Below are 22,351 nucleotides of genomic sequence, written 5' to 3' on the forward strand. Positions count from 1 at the left end.
AACTCAGACGTACCGGGTTGAAGCCATCGCGAGCAAGCCCGCTCCCACAGTTGCCTGCATTTGGTTTTACAGATTGGGTCGGCATTCCTGGAATGCGCCCCAGGTTTACACACCCCGCACCCCAGGTAGAATGGCGCCTCAACCCCGACCACCCGAGCACACTTCATGGCGTTGCCGACCCTACGCATCATCGGTTTCATCATCGGCATCTTCCTGATCACGCTGGCGATCGCCATGGTCATCCCAATGGCCACCTTGGTGATCTTCGAACGCACCGCCGATCTACCGTCATTCCTGTGGGCCAGCCTGATCACCTTTCTCGCGGGCCTGGCGCTGGTCATCCCCGGCCGCCCCGAACACGTTCACCTTCGCCCCCGCGATATGTACTTGCTGACCGTCACCAGTTGGCTGGTGGTGTGCATCTTCGCCGCGCTGCCGTTTTTACTGACCCAGCACATCAGCTACACCGACTCATTCTTTGAAAGCATGTCCGGCATCACCGCCACCGGTTCCACCGTATTGAGCGGATTGGACAGCATGTCCCCTGGCATATTGATATGGCGCTCACTGCTGCACTGGCTCGGCGGCATCGGTTTTATCGGCATGGCCGTCGCGATTCTGCCGCTGCTGCGCATTGGCGGCATGCGCCTGTTCCAGACCGAATCCTCGGACCGCTCGGAAAAAGTCATGCCCCGCTCACACATGGTGGCGCGCCTGATTGTGGCAGCGTATGTGGGCATCACCATTCTGGGCAGCCTGGCGTTCTGGTGGGCCGGGATGGGCCTGTTCGACGCGATCAATCACGCGATGTCGGCGATTTCCACCGGTGGTTTTTCCACCTCCGATGAATCCCTGGCCCATTGGAAACAACCGGCAGTGCACTGGGTGGCGGTGGTGGTGATGATTCTCGGCAGCTTGCCGTTCACCTTGTACGTGGCCACCTTGCGCGGTAACCGCCAGGCGCTGCTCAAGGATCAACAGGTGCAAGGCCTGCTCGGTTTGCTGCTGGTGACCTGGCTGGTACTCGGCACCTGGTACTGGTGGACCACCAATTTGCCCTGGCTGGAAGCATTGCGCCATGTGGCGGTGAACGTCACTTCAGTGGTCACCACTACCGGCTTTGCACTCGGGGACTACAGCATCTGGGGCAACTTCTCACTGATGTTGTTCTTCTACCTGGGCTTCGTCGGCGGCTGCTCCGGCTCGACCGCGGGGGGCATCAAGATTTTCCGGTTCCAGGTCGCCTACATCTTGCTCAAGGCCAACTTGAACCAACTGATTCACCCGCGCGCAGTGATCAAGCAGAAGTACAACGGCCACCGGCTCGACGAAGAAATCGTACGCTCGATTCTGACATTTTCGTTCTTCTTCGCCATCACCATCTGCGCCATCGCGCTGGCCCTGTCATTACTCGGCCTGGACTGGATGACCGCCTTGACCGGCGCCGCCAGCACCGTGTCGGGCGTGGGCCCGGGCTTGGGCGAAACCATCGGCCCGGCGGGTAACTTCTCCAGCCTGCCGGATGCGGCCAAATGGATCTTGTCGTTCGGCATGCTACTGGGGCGGTTGGAGATCATTACAGTCTTTGTGCTGTGCATTCCGGCGTTCTGGCGTCACTGACCGTCAACGCCGCCAGCAACCGCGCCCGGTACTCGCCGGGCGTGGCGTCGAACCAGCGGCGAAACGCGCGGAAGAAGTTGCTCGGGTCGGCAAAGCCCAACAGGTAGGCAATTTCCAGCAAGGTCATGCTCGGCTGCGCCAGGTATTGCTCGGCGAGTTCGCGGCGAGTGTCGTCGAGCAGCGTCTGAAAACTCGTGCCCTCCTCCTGCAAGCGCCGCTGCAAGGTACGCTGGGACAGGTGCAGGGTCTGCGCAACCACTTCGCGCTTGGGTTCGCCCTGAGGCAACAGACGGCACAACACCTGACGCGCGTTATGAGTGACACGGCTCTCGGAGAACCGCGCGAGGTATTCGCCGGCAAACCGATCATGCAACAGCGCCATCGCCTCGTTGGCCGTGGGCAGCGGCGCCTCCATGTCCGCGCGCTCGAAAATCAGCGCGTCATACGCTGCATTGAATTCAAGCGGCGCGTGGAAGGCCAGTTTGTAGGGTGAAAGGTCCGCTGGCTGTTCGCCTTGCAATACCACCTTGCGCGGCTGCAGCGTGCGCCCGGTAAGCCAGCCGCACAGCGCCAATGCACTGGCCAGCGAGGCTTCGGCGCTTTGCCGGGTCGGCGGCAAGTGATCACCGTGCACTGTCAGAATCAGCGCATAGCCGTCGGGTAACAGTCGAAAACTCAAGTCGGCGCTTTCGGCGATGATCCGCTGGTAGCGCACCAGACGCCTAAAGCCTTCAGCCAAGGTGTTGCTCGACATCAGCGCATAACCGGCCACGTGAAACGACGCCGGGCGCACCACCTTGCCCATGTTCAAACCAATTGCCGGGTTGCCCGACAGCTCCACTGCCCGTTGCCACAGCCGCGTCATGGAGTCCTGCGCAAAACGCGCGTCAGGGTCACTGAGGGCGGCGTAGTCCAGGCCCAGTTGCTTGAACAAGACGCGGCAGTCCAGGCCATCCATTTCCAACGCCTTGACTATCCCCATCGCCCAGCTTGCAGAAGTTGTTCGTTCGCTCATGGCGTCTTCTTAATAAAGCAGGCTTAAAAACAGTAGCCAGGAAGGCAAGGATACTAAAGTGGCATCTATTGTCACTGGCTGTTACCACTGATCACTCTAGACTCAAATAAGCTACCCACCGCACACGTGCTGGGCAGCACCACCCACCGAGGGCTGGCAACCGTGGAAAACGTCAAACAATTCAACAGCTTCGCCGAGTTCTACGTTTACTACCTGAGCGAACACAGCAACAGCACCTGCCGGCGCCTGCATTTTATCGGCACTACATTGGTGATTGGTATTGCGGCCTATGCCATCGGCAGAGGCTCGTTGGGCTTGCTGATTGCCCTGCCCATCGCCGGTTACAGCTTTGCCTGGATCGGCCACTTCTTCTTCGAAAAGAATCGCCCGGCGACCTTTCAGCACCCGTTCTACAGTTTACTCGGCGATTTTGTGATGTACCGCGACATGATTCTGGGCAAGGTGCCGTTCTAGGCGTGTGACCTCTTGTCACTTGCTAAAAAAATAAAGGTTCCCGCATTCGTCGACATAAAAGTCTTTTTGTCATTTACAGTGCTGTATCCTGCCAAGGCTTTTTAAGAGCGCGGACACACCTGCGATTCAACACAGACCTTGCGAGGAGCGACGACTATGCACGAGATACCTAATCTCCCCTTCCCAAGCCTGCACCCAGCTGAGCAGCCAACACCGCAGCAGGCCAGCCCACAACAGCAGCCTGAGGCCAAAGAAGCAAAACCAGTCGACAGCGAAAGCCGCGACTGACGCCGTACCAGACCGTGTGGAAAGCGCAACAATGAGCGCTTTCCACACTGCCTGAATCATCTGAGAAACCCGCCATGACCGATAACTCCCCGAACACCCCAGCCAACACCCCCGACGCCGCCGTACTGGATGCAGCCTTGCAGATGGTCGACGTCTGGAACCGCCTCAGTGCAGACAAACAGGCGATGCTGCTCAAGCGCTTCGGTACCCAGGAAAACGCATTGGCGGCCCTGGTAACCACGCAAATGTTGACCCCTGCTCAGGCCTGATCTGAAGTTTTTGATTTTTTGCCGCCCCGCCTGGCCAAAGCGCCGGTATCATTAGCAGCCTATCTTTACCCGCTGCTACAGTGAACCTCTCCCATGCCAGATACCCAGCGCCCCATGGCGGTTACGCTGCAAGTCGTTTCCATCGTGCTGTTCACCTTTATCGGTTACCTCAACATCGGCATTCCCCTGGCCGTGTTGCCGGGTTATGTGCACAGTGAACTGGGCTATGGCGCGGTTATCGCGGGCCTGGTGATCAGTGTGCAATACCTGGCCACCCTGCTCAGCCGCCCGTATGCGGGCAAAATCATCGACACCCTCGGCAGCAAGCGCGCGGTGTTGATCGGCTTGGTGGGTTGCGGCCTGAGTGGCGTGTTCATGCTGCTCGCGGCGTGGTTTTCCAGCCTGCCGGCGATCAGCCTGGCCAGCCTGTTGATCGGGCGGCTGGTACTGGGGAGCGCGGAAAGCCTGGTGGGTTCGGGCGCCATCGGCTGGGGCATCGGTCGGGTGGGTGCGGCCAATACCGCCAAGGTCATCTCGTGGAACGGCATCGCCAGTTACGGCGCGCTGGCCGTGGGTGCACCGCTTGGGGTCGTGCTGGTCAGCCATTTCGGGCTGTGGAGCATGGGCGTCAGCATTATTTTGCTGGCGGTGCTGGGCGTGCTGCTGGCCTGGAACAAGGAGCCAGCGCCGATTGTGAGCGGCGTGCGCCTGCCGTTCATGAACGTGCTGGGCCGTGTGTTACCCCACGGCTGCGCATTGGCGTTGGGCTCGATCGGCTTTGGCACCATCGCCACGTTTATCACCCTGTATTACACCACCCAGCACTGGGATAACGCGGTGTGGGCACTGAGCCTGTTCGGCGCCAGCTTCATCGGTGCGCGGTTGTTGTTCGGCAACTTGATCAACCGTATCGGCGGCTTTCGCGTGGCGATTGCCTGCCTGTCGGTAGAGATTCTCGGCTTGCTGTTGCTGTGGCTGGCGCCGGATGCGCATCTGGCCTTGGCTGGCGCTGCGTTAAGCGGCTTCGGTTTTTCGCTGGTGTTTCCGGCGCTGGGGGTCGAAGCGGTCAACCTGGTGCCGGCCTCCAGCCGTGGTTCGGCGGTGGGGGCTTATTCGCTGTTTATCGATTTGTCACTGGGCATCACCGGCCCACTCGCCGGGGCGGTGGCGGCAGGCTTCGGCTTTGCATCGATTTTTCTGTTTGCCGCCCTTGCCGCCGCAGGTGGCTTGCTGCTGAGTGTGTACCTGTACCGGCAAGCGCCCAAAGCTCGCGAAGCACGTAACGCCTAGAAGTCGACCTTGCCGCGCCCGGCCTTGATGCTGCCGCGCTTGGTTTTGGATTCCAGCCGACGCTTTTTCGAACCCAGCGTGGGTTTGGTCGGGCGGCGCTTTTTCTCGACCTTGGTGGCGCTGAGGATCAACTCCACCAAGCGCTCCAGGGCATCCGCGCGGTTCTGCTCCTGCGTCCGGTATTGCTGGGCTTTGAGCACCAGCACGCCCTCGCTGGTGATACGGCTATCGCGCAGCGCCAGCAACCGCTCCTTGTAAAAGTCCGGCAATGACGACGCCGGAATATCAAAACGCAGGTGCACGGCGCTCGACACCTTGTTGACGTTCTGCCCACCCGCGCCTTGGGCGCGAATCGCAGTCAACTCGATCTCGGCATCGGCCAGGTGCACGTTGTTGGAAATAACCAGCATCAATCAAAAACCTTAGGCAACGGACAAGCCCAACTCGGACAACAGCATCGACGCCTGGACTTTGGAGATTACGGCGCCTTTGAACAGTTTGGCATCATTGAGCCGAAAGCCGCTCAAATCCGCACCGCGCAGGTCGGCACCGGCAAAGTTGGCGCCATTGATGCGCGCGTGGGCGAGGCTGCAGTCGATCAATTCAGCTTTGCGAAAATCGGCATCCGACAAGTCGCTGTCCGAGAAATCCAGGTTATTGAGCACGGTTCGGGCAAACGACAGGCCCGACAAAAACGCACTGTTGAGGCGGGTTTCGCTGAAACTCAGCCCCAGCGAAGCGCAGTGGGTAAAGTTGGCGCCGGTCAGCTTGCAGTGGGCAAAACTTGCCTGGGACAGTTTGCTGCGCTGCCAACGGGTGTTGTTCAGGTCGCAACTGTTGAACTGCGCCTCCAACAGGTTCGCCGCCTCGAAGATGGCATGGGCCGCGCGACAACTGGTCCATTGAGTGCCTTCAAGGCGTGAGCCCAGAAAAGAGCTCTGCACCAGGATGCAACGCTCGAACACCCAGTGGTCCAGCGCCATTCGCGACAGGTCTGCCCCGCTCAGGTCCACGCCGATCAGGCGCAACGGCCCGCTGTGCTGGTCGATCAAATCTTCCAGTTCATCGCGCTGCAAGCTGCCGCCGTCAATATCGGTGTGCTGCATGGGGCCTCCGGGCAGGGAATGGATTAAAACCAGGCGCAAGTCTAACCCGCCAGCGCCCACAAAAAACCCGGCATGGCGCCGGGTTTTCTTTAGGCCAGGCAGTTTACTTCAACGCCGTACTCGCCGCGGTCTGCGTCGCTCCAGCCGTGCGCTTGCTCTTGATGAAGTAGCACAGCGCCATAAACGCCACCCACAGCGGGATCGCGTACACCGACACGCGAATTCCCGGCGTCATCAGCATGATCACCAGAATAAACGCCACGAACGCCAGGCAGAGGTAGTTGCCGTACGGGTACCACAGCGCCTTGAACAGCGGCACCTGACCGCTGCGGTTCATGTGCTGGCGGAACTTGAAGTGCGAGAAACTGATCATCGCCCAGTTGATCACCAGTGTGGCCACCACCAACGACATCAACAGTTCCAGCGCATGTTGCGGTATCAGGTAGTTCATCAACACGGCCACCAGGGTGATCGCCGCCGAGGCGAGGATCGAACGCACCGGCACGCCGCGCCTGTCGATTTTCGCCAATGCCTTGGGCGCATCGCCCTGTTCCGCCATGCCCAGCAGCATGCGGCTGTTGCAGTAGGTGCCGCTGTTGTACACCGACAACGCCGCGGTCAGCACCACGAAGTTGAGGATATGCGCGGCAGTGTTGCTGCCGAGCATCGAGAACACCTGCACAAACGGGCTGGCGCTGTAGGCATCGCCGGAAGCGTTAAGGCTCGCCAGCAGGCTGTCCCACGGCGTCAGCGACAACAGCACCACCAGCGCGCCGATGTAGAAAATCAGGATGCGGTAGATCACCTGGTTGATGGCTTTAGGAATAACCGTGCGCGGCTGGTCGGCTTCAGCGGCAGTAAAACCGAGCATTTCCAGGCCGCCGAACGAGAACATGATGATCGCCATGGCCATCACCAGCCCGCCGATGCCATGCGGGAAAAAGCCGCCGTGTTCCCACAAGTTGCTGACCGAGGCTTGCGGGCCGCCGCTGCCGCTGACCAGCAAGTAGCTGCCCAGCGCGATCATGCCCAAAATGGCCACAACCTTGATAATGGCGAACCAGAATTCGGCTTCACCGAACACTTTGACGTTGGCCAGGTTGATCAGGTTGATCAACACAAAAAAACCCGCTGCCGACACCCAGGTCGGAATCTCGGGCCACCAGTAGTGCACGTATTTGCCGACAGCGGTGAGTTCCGACATGCCCACCAGGATGTACAGAATCCAACAGTTCCAGCCCGACAGGAAGCCGGCGAAACCGCCCCAGTATTTGTGGGCAAAGTGGCTGAAGGAGCCGGCGACCGGTTCTTCGACGATCATTTCGCCAAGCTGGCGCATGATCATAAAAGCGATAAAGCCGCAGATCGCGTAGCCCAGAATCATCGACGGGCCGGCAGATTTGAGCACCCCGGCGGAGCCGAGGAACAGGCCGGTGCCGATGGCGCCACCGAGGGCGATCAATTGGATATGACGATTTTTCAGGCCGCGTTTCAGCTCGCCTGAAGAGGCATGGGGTTCACTCATGAATAGGGTCTCACGCAAGGTTTGATGATGTTGAATGCACGTTGCTGACTTGAATCCCGACTCAAGCAGCGCCGCTCAAACCCCAGCGCAGGCACCTGGAGTACAGCGTATTGCTAACGGTCATGCGTCACCTGTTTGTTTTTATCTGTGACGAAATCGAACCCGTCCGGCGCGTGGCCGGGCGGAGTGATCAGGGTCGGTAAACCCTGGGTCTTGGCCTTTTGCGGGGTACGCAGCAGGCGGTCACAGTAAAACGCGGCGCAATTGTACACCGCTCGACAGCTTCAAGCCGCTGCCGCGAAGCGCCCGTGACAATCTGTCAGGTATTCCTTACGGCGCGGCAACGCTCAATGACACCCTGGCAAAAGCGTAAACACATCGTTACACGCCGTAAATTCCACGTTACACGCGGCTTGATCTGTCAGCCAACGTAAAATTGTCGGTAAGAAAATTCTGATCAATCGGTTCAGCCAGTCCGCTGTTTCTGTTGAAAAAATACCCAACGCAAAAAAACAGAACAAAAAATTCAAATGAGACCGTGTCAATAAAATTTTTGCATTTCGAAACACTCTCACCTAGGTTAATTCACTTGCTCAGCGAAGCCCGCTGGCAAGCCGTTCTCAAACAACGTCCTCTAGGAGATACACCATGAAAGCACTGGAAAACGACCTGGAAACCGAACTGCAACTCGACGATTGGTTTGAAGCGCCGACCCATGAGGCCGCCGTGGAAATGATGCAAGCCGATGCCGTTGTGCCATTCGGCACGGCGATGTGGCCTTTCTAACACCGCAGGTACCCGGCAGGTGTTGTGCACGGCACCTGCCACCTTACCCAAGGCACACAAGGACACACGTCATGGACAAGGCCCGCGCCGTCGAACACTTTCTCTACTACCTCGCTCACCACCCCGCCCTGCAAGGCTTGAATTGCCCCACCGTGCTACTCGGCCATACCGAACGTTATGACGCCATTGCCCAAGCGATCACCCAAGGCAGTGCCGCCCGTTTCAACTTTCAGGTGCAGCGCCTGGACCTGACACCCAGTGAAACCCTGGCCCAGACCATCGAAGCGTGCGACCTGTACCTGTTTCTGTACGACTCCTCGACCTTGCCCAACCCGCGTGCGGAAGGCCCGGACTTCATCCGCGCCCTGCAGGGCGTGATGGCGGAACACTGGAAAAAATCCCTGCTGTTCAAAGATTACGGCGACTATTTCTACGACACCTTCAGCGTCGAGCCGCAGCGCATTGCCGACCTCAACGCTACGCTGATCCGGCACATGTCCCAGGCCAACATGCTGAGCTTTACCGACAAGCACGGTTCACGCCTGGAAGCGCCGCTGAGCAGCATCAAGAAGTGGACCAATATCAACGGCGTCGGCAACCACGACCTGGCGCCCGGCGAGATCGCCACCCACAGCGAGGCCATCAACGGCCAAGTGCGGTTTGTCGGCACGTTTCTCAGCACCATTCCCTTCGCGCGTAAATACGGCGTGCTGCAATCACCGCTGGAGCTGTGGATCGAGAACTCGACGATTTGCGGCGTGGCCAGCGATGTGCCGGGTCTGGCGGATGACTTCAACAAATACCTCAATGCCAACCCGTCCAACCGCCGTGTCGAAGAGCTGGGCATTGGTACCAATGAAGGGGTCAAAGACTTGTACGCGCGTAATGCCGGGTTTGAAGAGCGCCATTGCGGCTTGCACCTGGGCTTGGGCGGCGGGCAAAAGGGCAGCCATCACCTGGACCTGATCTTTGCCAGCGGCGTGTTGGCGCTGGATGACAAGCCGGTGTTTGACGGGACGTTTGCGTTCTAAACAACTGACTTGAAACACTGCAGATTCAAGGGTGGGAGGGAGCTCGCTCCCTCCATGTTTTCGAGTGCGCTTCACCAAAAAAAACGCCAACCCGCGAGAGTTGACGCTTTTACTTGCAGCTTGCAGCTAAAAACTCACCGCTGCCTTCAAGGCTTTTTGCGACCAAAACCCGGGCGCTGACCGGAACCGGCCGGTGCGCCACGGCGCTTGCCCGACGGCTCATCGGCGACCAGTTTCAGGCCAGGGCGCTTTTTCGGCGCTGGCTTGGCTGGGCGTTTGGTGCTGGCGTTGTCGGCCGGGCGATCGGACGACGGCGTACCGCGGCCAGCTTCACCACGGTTGCCGCGACCCGCGGCTGGCGCTTCACCGCGCGCAGGACGCGGGGTGCGTGGCGCACGCTCGCCTTCCTGACGCGACGGCGCGGTTGGGCGACGCTCGCCTTCGATGTGTGGCTCACGCGAGATGCGACCGCCGGTAGCCGGCGCATTCAACGCCGGGCGCAGGGTGCGCGCAACGCGCTCGGTGCGGGCCACTGGGCGCGACGATTTACGCTGCATACGCTCAAGCTTGTCTTTGCTCTTGGCGTTCATCTGCGGCATGGCAACAGGCGTCAGGCCAACTTCGGCACTGAGGATGTCGACTTCGTATTGGCTCATTTCTCGCCAGCGGCCCATCGGCAGGTCGGAGTTCAAGAACACCGGGCCGAAACGCACGCGCTTCAGGCGGCTGACCACCAGGCCTTGGGATTCCCACAGGCGACGGACTTCACGGTTACGGCCTTCCATCACCACGCAGTGGTACCAATGGTTAAAACCTTCGCCGCCTGGCGCCTGCTTGATGTCGGTGAATTTGGCGGGGCCGTCTTCCAGCACCACGCCCGCCTTGAGGCGTTCGATCATCTCGTCATCGACTTCACCCCGTACACGCACCGCGTATTCACGGTCCATCTCGTAAGACGGGTGCATCAGGCGGTTGGCCAGCTCACCGTCAGTGGTGAACATCAGCAAGCCGGTGGTGTTGATGTCGAGGCGGCCGATGTTGATCCAGCGGCCTTCTTTGGGCTTGGGCATCTTGTCAAACACGGTCGGACGGCCTTCCGGGTCGTCACGCGTGCAGATCTCGCCATCGGGCTTGTTGTACATAATGACGCGGCGCACCGATTCGGCGGCCTCTTCACGCTTGATGACCTTGCCATCAATGGTGATTGCATCGTGCAGGTCGACGCGTTGGCCGAGGGTGGCTTCAACGCCGTTGACCTTGATGCGCTTCTGGGTGATCCAGGCTTCGACGTCGCGGCGTGAGCCCACGCCGATACGCGCCAGCACCTTTTGCAGTTTTTCGCCTGCTGGGCCGATTTCCTGGCTGTCGTTCTGGTCTTTGTCGTTCATCTTAAGCACCTCCCGGTGGGTCGAGTCAGGCATGGCCTGAAGAGTGTTGAAAGCGGGGCTTTGGGCGAATACGTCGCCAAAGGGTCGCGAATCATACGCGCATGACGCGCGTTGCGCATCACAGACTAGTCGATAAACACAGCGTCATTTGCTTTTCCGCCGACCGGTGGCATCCAGCGCCAACAGCCGCAATTCGGCTTCGGCCAGCACCGCGCGCTTGTCGACCTTGTCGAGTTTCTTCCAGGCGCGGATTTCGCGCTTGCTGCGGCCACAGCCGACACAGATGTCGTCGCTGAATTTGCAGATGCTGATGCAAGGGTCTTTGGTCGAACTCATGGGAATCCTCTGAATTTGGCCCCACTCAATGCGTGGGACCCATCAAAATGCAGGCGCCCAGAGCCAGCAGTACGGCCTGTATCAAAGGCGCTTGACGGTGAATAGTTTACCCGTCTTGGACAGTTTGCCTTGCCAGTCCTCTGCAGTGCATTTCAACTTAATCCAGACCGGAATCGCAGTGCCGTCATCGTCCTTGAATTCCGTGGGTTTGCACCCCTGAGGCAACGTGTTGGACGCGCCGATCCACAGTGCGTCCGAGGAACCTGGGCGGTAGTAGACAGGGCGTTCTACCCCCGTAGGCCCGGTACTCAGACCAACAGCGCCAGTGGGCGCGGCCCCCGCGATAATGTTGACGCTGACGTCACCACTGAGAGGGTTATAAGTGGCTGCCACCGCATAAACGCAGGTAAAAACAGCCGAACCGATTAAAGCCACCACGCCCAGCGAAGACGTAATGCGTTGACGAGTAATATTCATGAGGGGTCATCCAACTTAAAGGAAGGGATTACAACCACCACGAATGAAACGGCACAGTCGTAATGGCGTGCAGCGAGTAAACGCCGAGCATCACAACCAAACAACTGTCAGAACCAACAGGTAACACGCCTGCCATGCCGCAGGCTGACGGCTCGGACGCGCGGGTGAATCAGGGCTCAAACGCGCGACGCTCATTTTCGATGGCTTCGGCCAGGGCTTGCGCTTCAGCTTCTTCGTCACTCAATTGGGGTTGCCCCAAGGCGGCGACGGCAGCCAAGAGTTTCTCGCGGGCCACTGCGACACCCAGAATGTCTTCCTCCGGCTCGGCGCCGGGTTCAACGTCGACTTCACGCTCAACCTCAGGCTCAACCTCAACGTTCAGTTGAGGTTCGGGCTCGGCGGCGCCGTCACGCAGCAAATCATCAAAGTCAGTCTTGAGGCCCAACTCCATGTCGTCCAGCTCAAGCAGCAAGGTATGGAAACTGGTTTCGTCCTTCGGCGCTTCCGGCTCGGCGCTGGCGTCGGCGAGTTCTTGCAGGCTGGCGGGCACCGGAGCGTCGTCAAAGTCGAGCACCGGGTCGGGTTCCATCTCGCGCAGTTCGGCCAACGGCGGCAGGTCGTCAAGGTTTTTCAGGTTGAAGTGGTCGAGGAACACTTTGGTGGTGGCGAACATCGCCGGCTTGCCGGGCACGTCGCGGTAACCGACGATGCGAATCCACTCGCGCTCCAGCAAGGTTTTGACGATGTGGCTGTTAACCGCCACGCCACGCACATCTTCGATCTCGCCCCGGGTGATCGGCTGGCGATAAGCGATCAGCGCCATGGTTTCGAGCATCGCTCGCGAATAGCGCTGAGGGCGCTCTTCCCACAAGCGGCCGACCCACGGCGAAAACTTCTCACGGATCTGCAGACGGTAGCCTGACGCCACTTCACGCAGCTCAAAGGCGCGGCCGTCGCAGGATTTGCGCAAGATCTCCAGGGCCTTTTTGAACACGGGCGGCTCGGGGCGCTCGGCCTCTTCAAAGAGTTCGAACAGGCGCTCCAGAGATTGCGGTTTACCCGAGGCCAGAAGAAAGGCCTCCAGCAACGGGGCCAGTTCGCGGGGTTCAGTCAAATTCATCGATTCAGCTCTTTATTCGGCTCGCGCCCGCACGTGGATAGCCGCAAAAGGCTCATTCTGGACCAGCTCGACCAAGGACTCCTTGACCAGTTCAAGCACCGCCATAAAGGTCACCACCACGCCCAGGCGCCCTTCTTCTTTGGTAAACAACTCGACAAACGGCACAAAACCGCCGCCTTTAAGCCGCTCAAGTACATCGCTCATGCGCTCGCGGGTCGACAGCGCTTCGCGGCTGACCTGGTGGCTTTCGAACATGTCGCCACGGCGCAGCACTTCAGCCATCGACATCAGTAATTCTTCCAGGCTTACATCCGGCAACAGCTTGCGCGCACGCGCTTCCGGGGCATCCAGCTTGGGCACCACCACGTCGCGACCGACGCGGCTCAGGCCGTCAATACCTTCAGCCGCAGCCTTGAAGCGTTCGTACTCTTGCAGGCGGCGGATCAGCTCGGCGCGCGGGTCGTCTTCCTCGGCTTCAATCGATTCTGCGCGCGGCAGCAGCATGCGCGACTTGATCTCGGCGAGCATGGCAGCCATCACCAGGTATTCGGCGGCCAGTTCCAGGCGCACCGACTGCATCAACTCGACATAGCCCATGTACTGACGGGTGATTTCCGCCACCGGGATGTCGAGGATGTTGATGTTCTGCTTGCGAATCAGGTACAGCAGCAAGTCCAGCGGGCCTTCGAACGCTTCAAGGAAGACCTCAAGCGCGTCCGGCGGGATGTACAAGTCCAGCGGCATTTCCATCACCGCTTGGCCATACACCATGGCAAACGGCAGCTCTTGCTGGGCGCCTGCCTGGCTGTCGACAGTCTCTACGGCCGACATTCAGGCCTCTGCCATAAAGGGCGCCGGGTCGCCGCAGCCTACGCGGATCACCTCCGGCTCACCGTCGGCCAGGTTGATCACGGTGGAGGCTTTGCCGCCGCCAAAACCGCCGTCAATGATCAAGTCCACCTGTTTTTCCAGCAATTGGCGCATTTCGTACGGGTCTTCGAGCGGCTCGGTATCGCCGGGCATGATCAACGACACACTCATCAACGGCTCACCCAGCTCAGCCAGCAAGGCCAGCGCAATCGGGTGCTCCGGCACCCGCAGGCCGATGGTGCGCTTCTTCGGGTGCAGCAACAGGCGCGGCACTTCGCGGGTAGCGTTCAGAATAAAGGTGTACGGCCCCGGCGTATGCGCCTTGAGCAAGCGGAACGTGCCGGTGTCGACTTTGGCGAACAGCCCCAATTGCGACAAATCGCTGCAGATCAGTGCGAAGTTGTGATTCTTGTCCAGGTCACGCAGGCGTCTGACCCGTTCAACCGCGCTTTTATCGCCGATTTGGCAACCAATGGCGTAGGACGAGTCCGTTGGGTAGATCACCACGCCACCGGCGCGAATGATCTCCACCGCCTGTTTAATCAGGCGCGCTTGAGGGTTTTCCGGATGAATCTGGAAGAATTGACTCACGTGTTCTACCTGTTCAGACGGTGGCAATAATGGGGTCATGCTTGAATCGCCCCCACAAAAGCGGCAAGTCTTCCGGGACTTGGCGATATTCGCCAATCTCCGACCAACCGCCAGGGCCATGGAAATCACTGCCGGCGCTGACCAGCAGACCAAATTCGCGGGCAAGAATCGCCAGGCTACCCACCTGTTCGGCGGGTTGATGGCCGTTGACCACTTCAATTGCGTGCCCGCCCGCTCCAATATAGTCGGCAATCAGCTTGCGACGCTTGCTGCGGGTGAAATCGTAATGCCAAGGGTGCGCCAGGCTGACCCAGGCCCCGGAGGCGCGCAGGGTTTGCACGGTGTCTTCCAGGGTCGGCCAATGCTGTTTGACGTCGCCCAATTTGCCAGCGCCGAGCCATTTGCGAAACGCTTCGGCGCGGTCCTTAACAAAACCTTCACGCACCATCCAATCGGCGAAGTGTGGCCGGGCCGGTGCATTGCCGCTGTCGCCCAGCGCCTGCTGGACGGCGCGAGCGCCTTCGAGGGCATTGGGCATGCCTTTAAGGCCGAGTTTGCGGCTTATTTCTTCGGACCGCAGCCAGCGGCCATCGTGCAATTGGGCGATAGCCTCGACCAATGGCGGGGCTTTTTGATCAAACCCGTAACCGAGCACATGAATGGTGGCGCCGCCCCAAGTGCAGGACAATTCCACGCCGTTGACCAGCTGCATGCCCAAGCCATGCGCCGTCGCACGGGCTTCATCGAGGCCTTCGAGCGTGTCGTGGTCGGTCAACGCGAGGACTCGCACGCCTTTTTCAAACGCACGCGCAACCAGTACCGCGGGCGCGAGGGCGCCGTCGGAGGCCGTGCTGTGGCAGTGCAAATCAACATTCACGGAAGTGTGTAACCTCAAGTCAGCTGGCGCTTTCGCTACCAAGGATGTTTGTTATTATGCCGCCACATCCAGCTTCTGGCTCTTACTGTGAAACAATTCATCGACTTCATCCCGCTGTTGCTGTTTTTCATCGTTTACAAACTCGACCCAAGGGTCATCGATGTCGCCGGCCATGAGCTGACATTCGGAGGCATCTACAGCGCCACCGCGGTGCTGATCATCAGCTCTGTCGTGGTCTACGGCGCCATCTTCATTTCCCAGCGCAAACTCGAAAAAAGCCAATGGCTGACCCTGATCGCCTGCCTCGTCTTCGGCAGCCTGACCCTGGCGTTCCACAGCGAAACCTTCCTTAAATGGAAAGCCCCGGTGGTCAACTGGCTGTTCGCGCTGGCCTTTATCGGCAGCCATTTCATCGGTGATCGCCTGCTGATCAAGCGGATCATGGGCCATGCGTTAACCTTGCCGGAGCCGGTATGGGTACGCTTGAACGTGGCCTGGGTGGTGTTTTTCCTGTTCTGCGGCGCCGCTAACCTGTTTGTGGCCTTTACCTTCCAGAACTATTGGGTCGACTTCAAGGTGTTCGGCAGCCTGGGCATGACCGTGTTGTTCCTGGTCGGCCAGGGCATTTACCTGTCGCGCCACCTGCATGACACCGACCCCACTACGCCGAAGACCGAGGACTGACATGCTCTACGCAATCATTGCTACCGACGTTGCCCACTCGCTGGAAAAACGCCTGAGCGTGCGCCCTGCCCACGTCGAACGCCTGAAACAACTGCAGGCCGAAGGCCGCATCGTGCTGGCCGGGCCACACCCGGCAGTCGACAGCAATGACCCAGGCGACGCCGGTTTCACCGGTAGCCTGATCGTCGCCGAGTTCGCGTCCCTGGCCGATGCCCAAGCATGGGCTAACGCTGACCCTTACGTAACGGCGGGCGTTTACGCGGAGGTCGTGATCAAGCCGTTCAAACAAGTCCTGCCTTGAGGGTGACGCCCGGCAAGCGCCTGATGGCTCAATATTCCCGGTAATCTGCCGACAACCTGCTGAATATTCGTGTGGAATCAGGAGTTCCGATGCGCTTACGTCAGTTGTGTCTGTTGGCAGTGTTAATGATCGGGGCTACCGCCCACGCTGAAGAAACCTCAAACAGCGGCAGCCAGGTCACCGAGTTGCAGCAGCGTTTGAAAGAAAGCGAACGGCTGCGTGAAGAGCTGAGCAAACAACTGCACACCGCAGACGCCGCGCGCGAAAGTGCGCAGCTGAGTCGCTTGCGCCAAGAGAACCAACGCCTGGTGCAGCAACTCAAAGAAGCACAAGGCGGCGCCTTGAACCAGTGGCTAACCGAGCAACAGCAGTGGTTTGTCACCGGCGCAGCCGTTGCACTGATCGCCTTGCTGTGCGGGGTTTTCGCCAGCGGTGGGCACCGTCGCCGTCGACAATGGCTAAATTGAGTAAGTCATGAGCGAGCTGTTACTGATAGATGATGACCAGGAGCTGTGCGAGCTTCTGACCAGTTGGCTAAGCCAGGAAGGTTTCCAGGTGCGTGCCTGCCACGATGGTTTGAGCGCCCGCAAAGCCTTGAGTGATAGCGCCCCGGCGGCGGTAGTACTCGACGTGATGTTGCCGGACGGCAGCGGCCTGGAGCTGCTCAAGCAATTGCGCAACGACCACCCGGAATTGCCGGTGCTGATGCTCTCGGCCCGGGGCGAGCCGCTGGACCGTATCCTCGGGCTGGAACTGGGAGCCGATGATTATCTGGCCAAGCCTTGCGACCCACGCGAGCTTACCGCCCGCTTGCGCGCCGTACTGCGCCGCAGCCACCCGGCGGCTGTATCGACGCAGCTTGAGTTGGGTGACCTGTGCTTCAGCCCGGTGCGCGGGGTGGTCAGCATTAATCAACAGGAGTTCGTGCTCACGGTGTCCGAGAGCCGTTTGCTGGAAGCCTTGTTGCGCCAACCGGGTGAACCGCTGGACAAGCAGGAGCTGGCGCAGATTGCCTTGGGGCGCAAGTTGACGCTGTATGACCGCAGTTTGGACATGCACGTCAGCAACCTGCGAAAAAAGATCGGCCCGCACGCGGATGGCCGGCCACGGATTGTGGCGCTGCGCAGCCGTGGGTACTACTACAGCCTCTGAAGAAGCTGCAAGAAACAGCACAGGCTGCAAGCTGCAAGAAAAAGCTGCAAGCTGCAGGCTGCAAGAAAAAGCACGATCAAAGGCGCATTGATCGTCGCTCTTGTCTTGCAGCTTGCAGCTTAAAACTTGCAGCTTCCAACTTGATGCCCCTTACCAAACCTTTACCCTCACCTGACCGCCGCTGACCTTGATCTCCGTAATCTACTCACATCCGGACTCACCGGAATAGACACTGGAGAATCACCATGCGCAAGACCCTGATCGCTTTGATGTTCGCCGCCGCCCTGCCCACCGTCGCCATGGCTGCAATGCCGGAAGGCCCAGGCCCTGGCCCAGGCCCGATGGGCGGTCCTGAAGGCCACATGATGGGCGGCCCGGGCCACGACGGTGAACACGGCCCGCGTGGCAAAGGTGGCCCGTTCGCCCAGTTGGACCTGAGCAAGGAACAGCGCGAGCAAATCGGCAAGCTGATGGGCGACCAATGGCACGCTCGCAAAGACCTGGTCAAAAAGTATCTGGACAAACTCCCGGCCGCTGACCAGAAAGCCATGCAGGACGAAATGGCTGCCGGCAAACAGAAAACCCAAGCCGACATCCGTGCCGTGCTGAAACCCGATCAACAGAAGAAATTCGACGAAATCGTCAAAAAGCAAGCCGAGCGCCGCGCCGAGTGGAAGGAATTCCAGGCCTGGAAAGCGCAACAGCCGCAAAAAGCGCAATAATGTAAGCGCGTCACCTCCCCAGCCCAGTGGCCCTCGCCGCTGGGCTTTTCCTGTTTGAGGGTTTCCTGTGCGTTCATTGTTCTGGCGCATCCTGGCCAGTTTCTGGCTGGCCATCGCCTTGGTTGCCGGGTTGTCGATTCTGCTTGGTCACATGCTCAACCAAGATGCCTGGATTCTCAGCCGTCACCCCGGCCTCAATAATTTGGCGCAAGAGTGGACCCAGCTCTACGAAGCCCAAGGCGAGGACGCCGCTCAGGATTTGCTGCAACAACGCAAACGCCAGTACCACATCGACGTGCAAGTGCTGAATGAAAGTGGCGAGCCGGTGGTGCGCGGCACCTTCCCGCGACGCGCCGCCGCGCTTGAGGCCCGGCAAAGTGACAACAAGGATGGCCACCTGCCCTGGCGCCGCCTGACCGCCGAGTACACCAGCGAAAAAACCGGCGACACCTACTTGCTGATCTACCGCATCCCGCACCCGGAACTCGACGAATGGCACCGTAGCAGCCTGACGTGGCCATTAAGTGCGCTGGCGATTGCGCTGGTGGTGCTGACGCTGTTCAGTTTGCTGGTGACGCTGTCCATCACCCGCCCACTCAGCCGCTTGCGCGGTGCAGTGCATGACCTCGGCCAAGCCACCTACCAGCAGAACAGCCTGGCGCGACTGGCCAACCGGCGTGATGAATTTGGCGTATTGGCCACCGACTTCAACCGCATGGGCGCGCGCCTGCAAAGCCTGATCGGCAGCCAGCGCCAGTTGCTGCGCGACGTGTCCCACGAACTGCGCTCGCCGCTGGCCCGCTTGCGCATCGCCCTGGCCCTGGCCGAACGCGCGAGCGCCGAAGAACGCGAAAAGCTCTGGCCCCGCCTGACGCGTGAATGCGACCGCCTGGAAGCGCTGATCAGCGAGATTCTGGTGCTGGCGCGCGTCGATGCCGACAACGCCAGCGCCGAGGACGTCGACCTCAACCCGCTGCTCAAGACCCTGCAAAAAGACGCCCAACTCGGCGCGCCGGACCAAGTGGTGCAACTGACCGCCGACAACGACCTGCACCTCAAGGGCTGGCCGACGATGATTGAGCGCGCAGTGGATAACCTGTTGCGCAACGCCCAGCGCTTCAACCCGCTCGGCCAACCGATCGAACTGCAGGCCCAACGCCTCGGCGAACGTATTTTGATCCGCGTGCGCGACCATGGCCCGGGCGTTGAGGCCGAGCACCTGAGCCAACTGGGCGAACCGTTTTATCGCGCCCCCGGCCAAGCGGCCCAAGGCCACGGGCTGGGCTTGGCCATCGCCCGACGCGCGGCGGAACGGCATGGCGGCAGCCTGATCCTGGCGAATCACCCTGACGGCGGCTTTATCGCCAGCATCGACTTGCCGTTAACGCCTGGGGTTGCCACACCGGCCGGATGATCTTCTATAGTTAGCCTTCTCTCACGGAGGGCCTTTGATGACTGACCTGCTGACCCCCATCCAAGCCGCACTCGATCTGCCGCACACCGCGCTGGCCTTTACCGAGGCCGGCGCCCTGCCCTCGACCTTCGCCGTGACCGAACTCGCCAGCGCCAGCCTCGGTGCCGCAGGCCAGGCTGTCGCCCAGCTTGTACTGGAGATGACCGGCCGCTTGCCCAACATCACGGTCGACCGACGCCTCGCCTCCTTCTGGTTTTCGTCCTCGATTCGCCCCGTGGGTTGGCAAGTGCCGCCGCTGTGGGACGAGGTGGCCGGCGACTACGCCAGCGCCGACGGTTGGATTCGTTTGCACACCAATGCGCCCCATCACCGGGCCGCCGCTGAACGGGTACTGGGCAAGGTCAATACTCGCGCCGACATGGCCAAGCACGTCGCGAGCTGGAACGCCGCTGAACTGGAGCAGGCAATAGTTGATGCAGGCGGCTGTGCGGCGCAGATGCGTTCGTGGCGGGCCTGGCAAAACCATCCGCAAGGGTTGGCGGTGAACGCGCAAGCCCTGGTGCAGCGCCAGACGTTTGAAACCACCGCCGATAAACCCTGGCTCGGTTCAGTCGCGCGCCCGCTGGCGGGCACCAAAGTGCTGGACTTGACCCGCGTATTGGCCGGCCCCGTGGCCAGTCGATTCCTCGCAGGCTTGGGTGCAGACGTACTGCGCGTCGACTCGCCCACCTGGAACGAGCCGGGCGTAGTGCCGGAAATGACGCTGGGTAAACGCTGCGCGCGGCTCGACCTGAAAAGCATCGAAGGGCGGCAGATTTTTGAAACCCTGCTTAAAGACGCCGACATTCTGTTCCACGGTTACCGCGCCGACGCCTTGGAGCAGTTGGGCTACACCGCCGACGCGCTGCAACTGCTCGCGCCCGGTCTGATTGACGTTAGCCTTAATGCCTACGGCTGGAGCGGGCCGTGGCGCAATCGTCGCGGGTTCGACAGTTTGGTGCAGATGAGCAGCGGGATTGCCGACGCGGGCATGGCCTGCCAACACGCGGATAAACCGCAGCCACTGCCGGTGCAGGCGCTGGATCACGCGACCGGGTATTTGATGGCGGCCAGTGCGCTTCAGGCTTTAACACAGCGCTTGAAAACCGGGCGCGGCGGTTCGGCGCAGTTGTCATTGGCGCGTACGGCGAAGCTGTTGATGGACGCCGGGCCGGTGCCGGAGCAACCGGCGTTGCGCGCGGAAGACTCCACCGATCAAGGTGTGGTCGTTGAGCAAACACCCTGGGGCCAAGCCCATCGGCTGCTCGCGCCGGTGAGCATCAGCGGCACACCGTTGCAGTGGGATTTACCGGCGGCGGAGTTGGGGTCACACCGGCCACAGTGGTGAACTGAAAATCGCCTTCGCGAGCAAGCCCGCTCCCCACATTTTGAGGTATGAGCTGCGTTAACTGTGTGCGGGCTTGCTCGCGAAACGGCCCTGACAATCACAATTAAATACGCCAATGCCGTGATCTGAGTCAGCTGCTTACCCGGCACATCCAATTACTCTGTGGCCTCTCTTCTCCTGCATTGGAGGCACGCAATGTCTGAATCTCCCGGAAAACTTCGACTCGGTGCACTGGTTGCACTGGTCGTGGGCTCAATGATTGGGGGCGGGATCTTCTCACTGCCGCAAAACATGGCCGCCAGCGCCGATGTCGGCGCGGTGTTGATCGGTTGGGTGATTACCGCCATCGGCATGCTGACCCTCGCGTTCGTGTTCCAGACCCTGGCCAATCGCAAGCCCACGCTCGATGGCGGTGTGTACGCCTACGCCAAGGCCGGTTTCGGCGACTACATGGGTTTCTCGTCGGCGTGGGGTTACTGGATCAGTGCCTGGTTGGGCAACGTCGGCTACTTCGTCCTGTTGTTCAGCACCCTCGGTTACTTCTTCCCGATTTTTGGCGCGGGGAATACACCTGCGGCGGTGATCGGCGCGTCGGTGCTGCTGTGGGCCGTGCACTTTTTGGTGCTGCGCGGAATCAAGGAAGCCGCGTTTATTAACCTGGTCACCACCATCGCCAAAGTGGTGCCGCTGGTGCTGTTCGTGTTGATCGCCGTGTTTGCGTTCAAGCTGGAGATTTTCACCGCAGATATTTGGGGCGTAAAAAACCCGGACCTGGGCAGTGTGATGAACCAGGTGCGCAACATGATGCTGGTCACCGTGTTCGTGTTCATCGGCATCGAAGGCGCGAGCATCTTCTCGTCGCGGGCGGAAAAACGCTCCGATGTCGGCAAGGCCACCGTGATCGGCTTTATCACTGTGCTGCTGTTTTTGATGCTGGTGAATGTGCTGTCCCTCGGGATCATGACCCAGCCGGAATTGGCCAAGTTGCAGAACCCGTCGATGGCCGCCGTGCTCGAGCATGTGGTCGGTCACTGGGGCGCGCTGCTGATCAGCGTAGGTTTGATCATCTCACTGCTGGGCGCCCTGCTGTCGTGGGTGTTGCTGTGTGCGGAGATCATGTTCGCCGCTGCCAAGGACCACACCATGCCGGCGTTTTTGCGCAAGGAAAACGCCAACCACGTACCGGTCAACGCCCTCTGGCTGACCAATGCGATGGTGCAGGTTTTTCTGCTGATCACGCTGTTTTCCGCGAGCACTTACCTGTCGCTGATCTACCTCGCCACGTCGATGATTTTGGTCCCGTACCTGTGGTCGGCCGCCTATGCCCTGCTGCTGGCGGTGCGCGGCGAGACCTACGAAAACGCCGCACGCGAACGTGCGAAAGACCTGTGCATTGGCGCCATTGCGCTGATCTACGCGATCTGGCTGCTCTACGCCGGCGGCACCAAGTACCTGCTGTTGTCCGCCCTGCTCTACGCCCCCGGCGCGATTCTGTTCGCAATGGCCAAGCGTGAACTGGGCAAACCGATTTTCACCACGCTGGAGAAGCTGATTTTCGGCGCAGTCGTCATCGGCGCCCTGGTGGCGGCTTATGGGCTCTACGCCGGCTTCCTGACGTTGTAAGTGTT

25 protein-coding genes are annotated in these 22,351 nt (G+C 60.2%); 14 read left to right on the plus strand and 11 right to left on the minus strand.

What is annotated here, in order from left to right:
• The first annotated feature begins 165 nt into the window (after positions 1-165).
• A complete protein-coding gene (locus ACOZK9_RS00275; protein ID WP_058412437.1) occupies positions 166-1,620 on the plus strand; it encodes a TrkH family potassium uptake protein in 1,455 nt (484 codons plus the stop codon).
• Here the strand turns inward: ACOZK9_RS00275 and ACOZK9_RS00280 are convergent.
• Positions 1,577-2,635, minus strand: a complete 1,059-nt coding sequence (locus ACOZK9_RS00280) for an AraC family transcriptional regulator (protein WP_152746028.1) — start codon at positions 2,633-2,635, stop codon at positions 1,577-1,579. The genes ACOZK9_RS00275 and ACOZK9_RS00280 overlap by 44 nt on opposite strands.
• A gap of 162 nt (positions 2,636-2,797) precedes the next feature.
• Here ACOZK9_RS00280 and ACOZK9_RS00285 point away from each other — a divergent pair, with 162 nt between their 5' ends.
• The 3 genes from ACOZK9_RS00285 to ACOZK9_RS00295 all read left to right on the plus strand — a co-directional run bounded on the left by ACOZK9_RS00285 (position 2,798) and on the right by ACOZK9_RS00295 (position 4,956).
• Positions 2,798-3,109: an Mpo1-like protein gene (locus ACOZK9_RS00285; RefSeq protein ID WP_058412513.1), complete on the plus strand. Its 312-nt coding sequence runs from the start codon at positions 2,798-2,800 to the stop codon at positions 3,107-3,109.
• A gap of 362 nt (positions 3,110-3,471) precedes the next feature.
• Positions 3,472-3,666: a hypothetical protein gene (locus ACOZK9_RS00290; protein ID WP_122250878.1), complete on the plus strand. Its 195-nt coding sequence runs from the start codon at positions 3,472-3,474 to the stop codon at positions 3,664-3,666.
• Positions 3,667-3,759: 93 nt separating this feature from the next.
• On the plus strand, positions 3,760-4,956 hold the full coding sequence (locus ACOZK9_RS00295) for an MFS transporter (RefSeq protein ID WP_058412440.1): 1,197 nt from the start codon (positions 3,760-3,762) through the stop codon (positions 4,954-4,956).
• Here the strand turns inward: ACOZK9_RS00295 and arfB are convergent.
• The 3 genes from arfB to ACOZK9_RS00310 all read right to left on the minus strand — a co-directional run bounded on the left by arfB (position 4,953) and on the right by ACOZK9_RS00310 (position 7,587).
• A complete protein-coding gene (gene arfB / locus ACOZK9_RS00300) occupies positions 4,953-5,366 on the minus strand; it encodes an alternative ribosome rescue aminoacyl-tRNA hydrolase ArfB (protein ID WP_058412441.1) in 414 nt (137 codons plus the stop codon). The genes ACOZK9_RS00295 and arfB overlap by 4 nt on opposite strands.
• 12 nt (positions 5,367-5,378) lie before the next feature.
• Positions 5,379-6,062, minus strand: coding sequence for a pentapeptide repeat-containing protein (locus ACOZK9_RS00305; RefSeq protein ID WP_058412442.1), 684 nt, complete (start codon positions 6,060-6,062; stop codon positions 5,379-5,381).
• A 103-nt stretch (positions 6,063-6,165) separates the two neighbouring features.
• Positions 6,166-7,587 (minus strand): amino acid permease, encoded by a 1,422-nt coding sequence (locus ACOZK9_RS00310; protein ID WP_421555074.1) that lies wholly within the window; start codon positions 7,585-7,587, stop codon positions 6,166-6,168.
• Positions 7,588-8,235: 648 nt separating this feature from the next.
• On the opposite strand from ACOZK9_RS00310, the gene ACOZK9_RS00315 reads away from it, so the two are divergent.
• Together ACOZK9_RS00315 and ACOZK9_RS00320 are read left to right on the plus strand one after the other, a co-directional pair.
• Entirely contained in the window at positions 8,236-8,373 is a 138-nt protein-coding gene (locus ACOZK9_RS00315) for a hypothetical protein (protein ID WP_058412444.1), read from the plus strand.
• A gap of 71 nt (positions 8,374-8,444) precedes the next feature.
• A complete protein-coding gene (locus ACOZK9_RS00320; protein ID WP_058412445.1) occupies positions 8,445-9,404 on the plus strand; it encodes a M29 family metallopeptidase in 960 nt (319 codons plus the stop codon).
• 146 nt (positions 9,405-9,550) lie between these two features.
• Here ACOZK9_RS00320 and rluB read toward each other — a convergent pair whose 3' ends face one another.
• The 7 genes from rluB to ACOZK9_RS00355 all read right to left on the minus strand — a co-directional run bounded on the left by rluB (position 9,551) and on the right by ACOZK9_RS00355 (position 15,063).
• On the minus strand, positions 9,551-10,792 hold the full coding sequence (gene rluB / locus ACOZK9_RS00325) for a 23S rRNA pseudouridine(2605) synthase RluB (protein WP_058412446.1): 1,242 nt from the start codon (positions 10,790-10,792) through the stop codon (positions 9,551-9,553).
• Positions 10,793-10,936: 144 nt separating this feature from the next.
• Positions 10,937-11,128: a DUF1289 domain-containing protein gene (locus ACOZK9_RS00330; protein ID WP_058412447.1), complete on the minus strand. Its 192-nt coding sequence runs from the start codon at positions 11,126-11,128 to the stop codon at positions 10,937-10,939.
• A gap of 81 nt (positions 11,129-11,209) precedes the next feature.
• Positions 11,210-11,605, minus strand: coding sequence for a hypothetical protein (locus ACOZK9_RS00335; protein WP_058412448.1), 396 nt, complete (start codon positions 11,603-11,605; stop codon positions 11,210-11,212).
• Between the two features lie 169 nt (positions 11,606-11,774).
• Positions 11,775-12,725: an SMC-Scp complex subunit ScpB gene (scpB, locus tag ACOZK9_RS00340; RefSeq protein WP_421555075.1), complete on the minus strand. Its 951-nt coding sequence runs from the start codon at positions 12,723-12,725 to the stop codon at positions 11,775-11,777.
• 12 nt (positions 12,726-12,737) lie between these two features.
• Entirely contained in the window at positions 12,738-13,496 is a 759-nt protein-coding gene (locus tag ACOZK9_RS00345) for a segregation and condensation protein A (protein ID WP_172979353.1), read from the minus strand.
• A 60-nt stretch (positions 13,497-13,556) separates the two neighbouring features.
• Entirely contained in the window at positions 13,557-14,186 is a 630-nt protein-coding gene (locus ACOZK9_RS00350) for an L-threonylcarbamoyladenylate synthase (protein WP_058412451.1), read from the minus strand.
• A 13-nt stretch (positions 14,187-14,199) separates the two neighbouring features.
• Positions 14,200-15,063 (minus strand): PHP domain-containing protein, encoded by an 864-nt coding sequence (locus ACOZK9_RS00355; RefSeq protein WP_172979816.1) that lies wholly within the window; start codon positions 15,061-15,063, stop codon positions 14,200-14,202.
• An 87-nt stretch (positions 15,064-15,150) separates the two neighbouring features.
• Here ACOZK9_RS00355 and ACOZK9_RS00360 point away from each other — a divergent pair, with 87 nt between their 5' ends.
• From ACOZK9_RS00360 to arcD, 8 genes are all read left to right on the plus strand, one after another.
• Positions 15,151-15,747 (plus strand): septation protein A, encoded by a 597-nt coding sequence (locus ACOZK9_RS00360; protein ID WP_058412453.1) that lies wholly within the window; start codon positions 15,151-15,153, stop codon positions 15,745-15,747.
• A 1-nt stretch (position 15,748) separates the two neighbouring features.
• The gene (locus tag ACOZK9_RS00365) at positions 15,749-16,048 is read left to right on the plus strand and encodes a YciI family protein (RefSeq protein WP_058412454.1); all 300 of its coding nucleotides are present in this window, start codon (positions 15,749-15,751) and stop codon (positions 16,046-16,048) included.
• 89 nt (positions 16,049-16,137) lie between these two features.
• Positions 16,138-16,515, plus strand: a complete 378-nt coding sequence (locus ACOZK9_RS00370; RefSeq protein WP_058412455.1) for an SH3 domain-containing protein — start codon at positions 16,138-16,140, stop codon at positions 16,513-16,515.
• A 7-nt stretch (positions 16,516-16,522) separates the two neighbouring features.
• Positions 16,523-17,200, plus strand: a complete 678-nt coding sequence (locus tag ACOZK9_RS00375) for a response regulator transcription factor (protein ID WP_058412456.1) — start codon at positions 16,523-16,525, stop codon at positions 17,198-17,200.
• Between the two features lie 245 nt (positions 17,201-17,445).
• Positions 17,446-17,922: an LTXXQ domain protein gene (locus ACOZK9_RS00380; RefSeq protein WP_058412457.1), complete on the plus strand. Its 477-nt coding sequence runs from the start codon at positions 17,446-17,448 to the stop codon at positions 17,920-17,922.
• A gap of 67 nt (positions 17,923-17,989) precedes the next feature.
• The gene (locus tag ACOZK9_RS00385) at positions 17,990-19,336 is read left to right on the plus strand and encodes a sensor histidine kinase (protein ID WP_058412458.1); all 1,347 of its coding nucleotides are present in this window, start codon (positions 17,990-17,992) and stop codon (positions 19,334-19,336) included.
• A 37-nt stretch (positions 19,337-19,373) separates the two neighbouring features.
• The gene (locus ACOZK9_RS00390) at positions 19,374-20,723 is read left to right on the plus strand and encodes a CoA transferase (RefSeq protein WP_421555076.1); all 1,350 of its coding nucleotides are present in this window, start codon (positions 19,374-19,376) and stop codon (positions 20,721-20,723) included.
• 195 nt (positions 20,724-20,918) lie between these two features.
• Positions 20,919-22,346 (plus strand): arginine-ornithine antiporter, encoded by a 1,428-nt coding sequence (gene arcD, locus ACOZK9_RS00395; protein WP_058412460.1) that lies wholly within the window; start codon positions 20,919-20,921, stop codon positions 22,344-22,346.
• Positions 22,347-22,351: the final 5 nt, after the last annotated feature.

This window comes from Pseudomonas kitaguniensis, assembly GCF_049199985.1.
Lineage (GTDB): Bacteria > Pseudomonadota > Gammaproteobacteria > Pseudomonadales > Pseudomonadaceae > Aquipseudomonas > Aquipseudomonas kitaguniensis.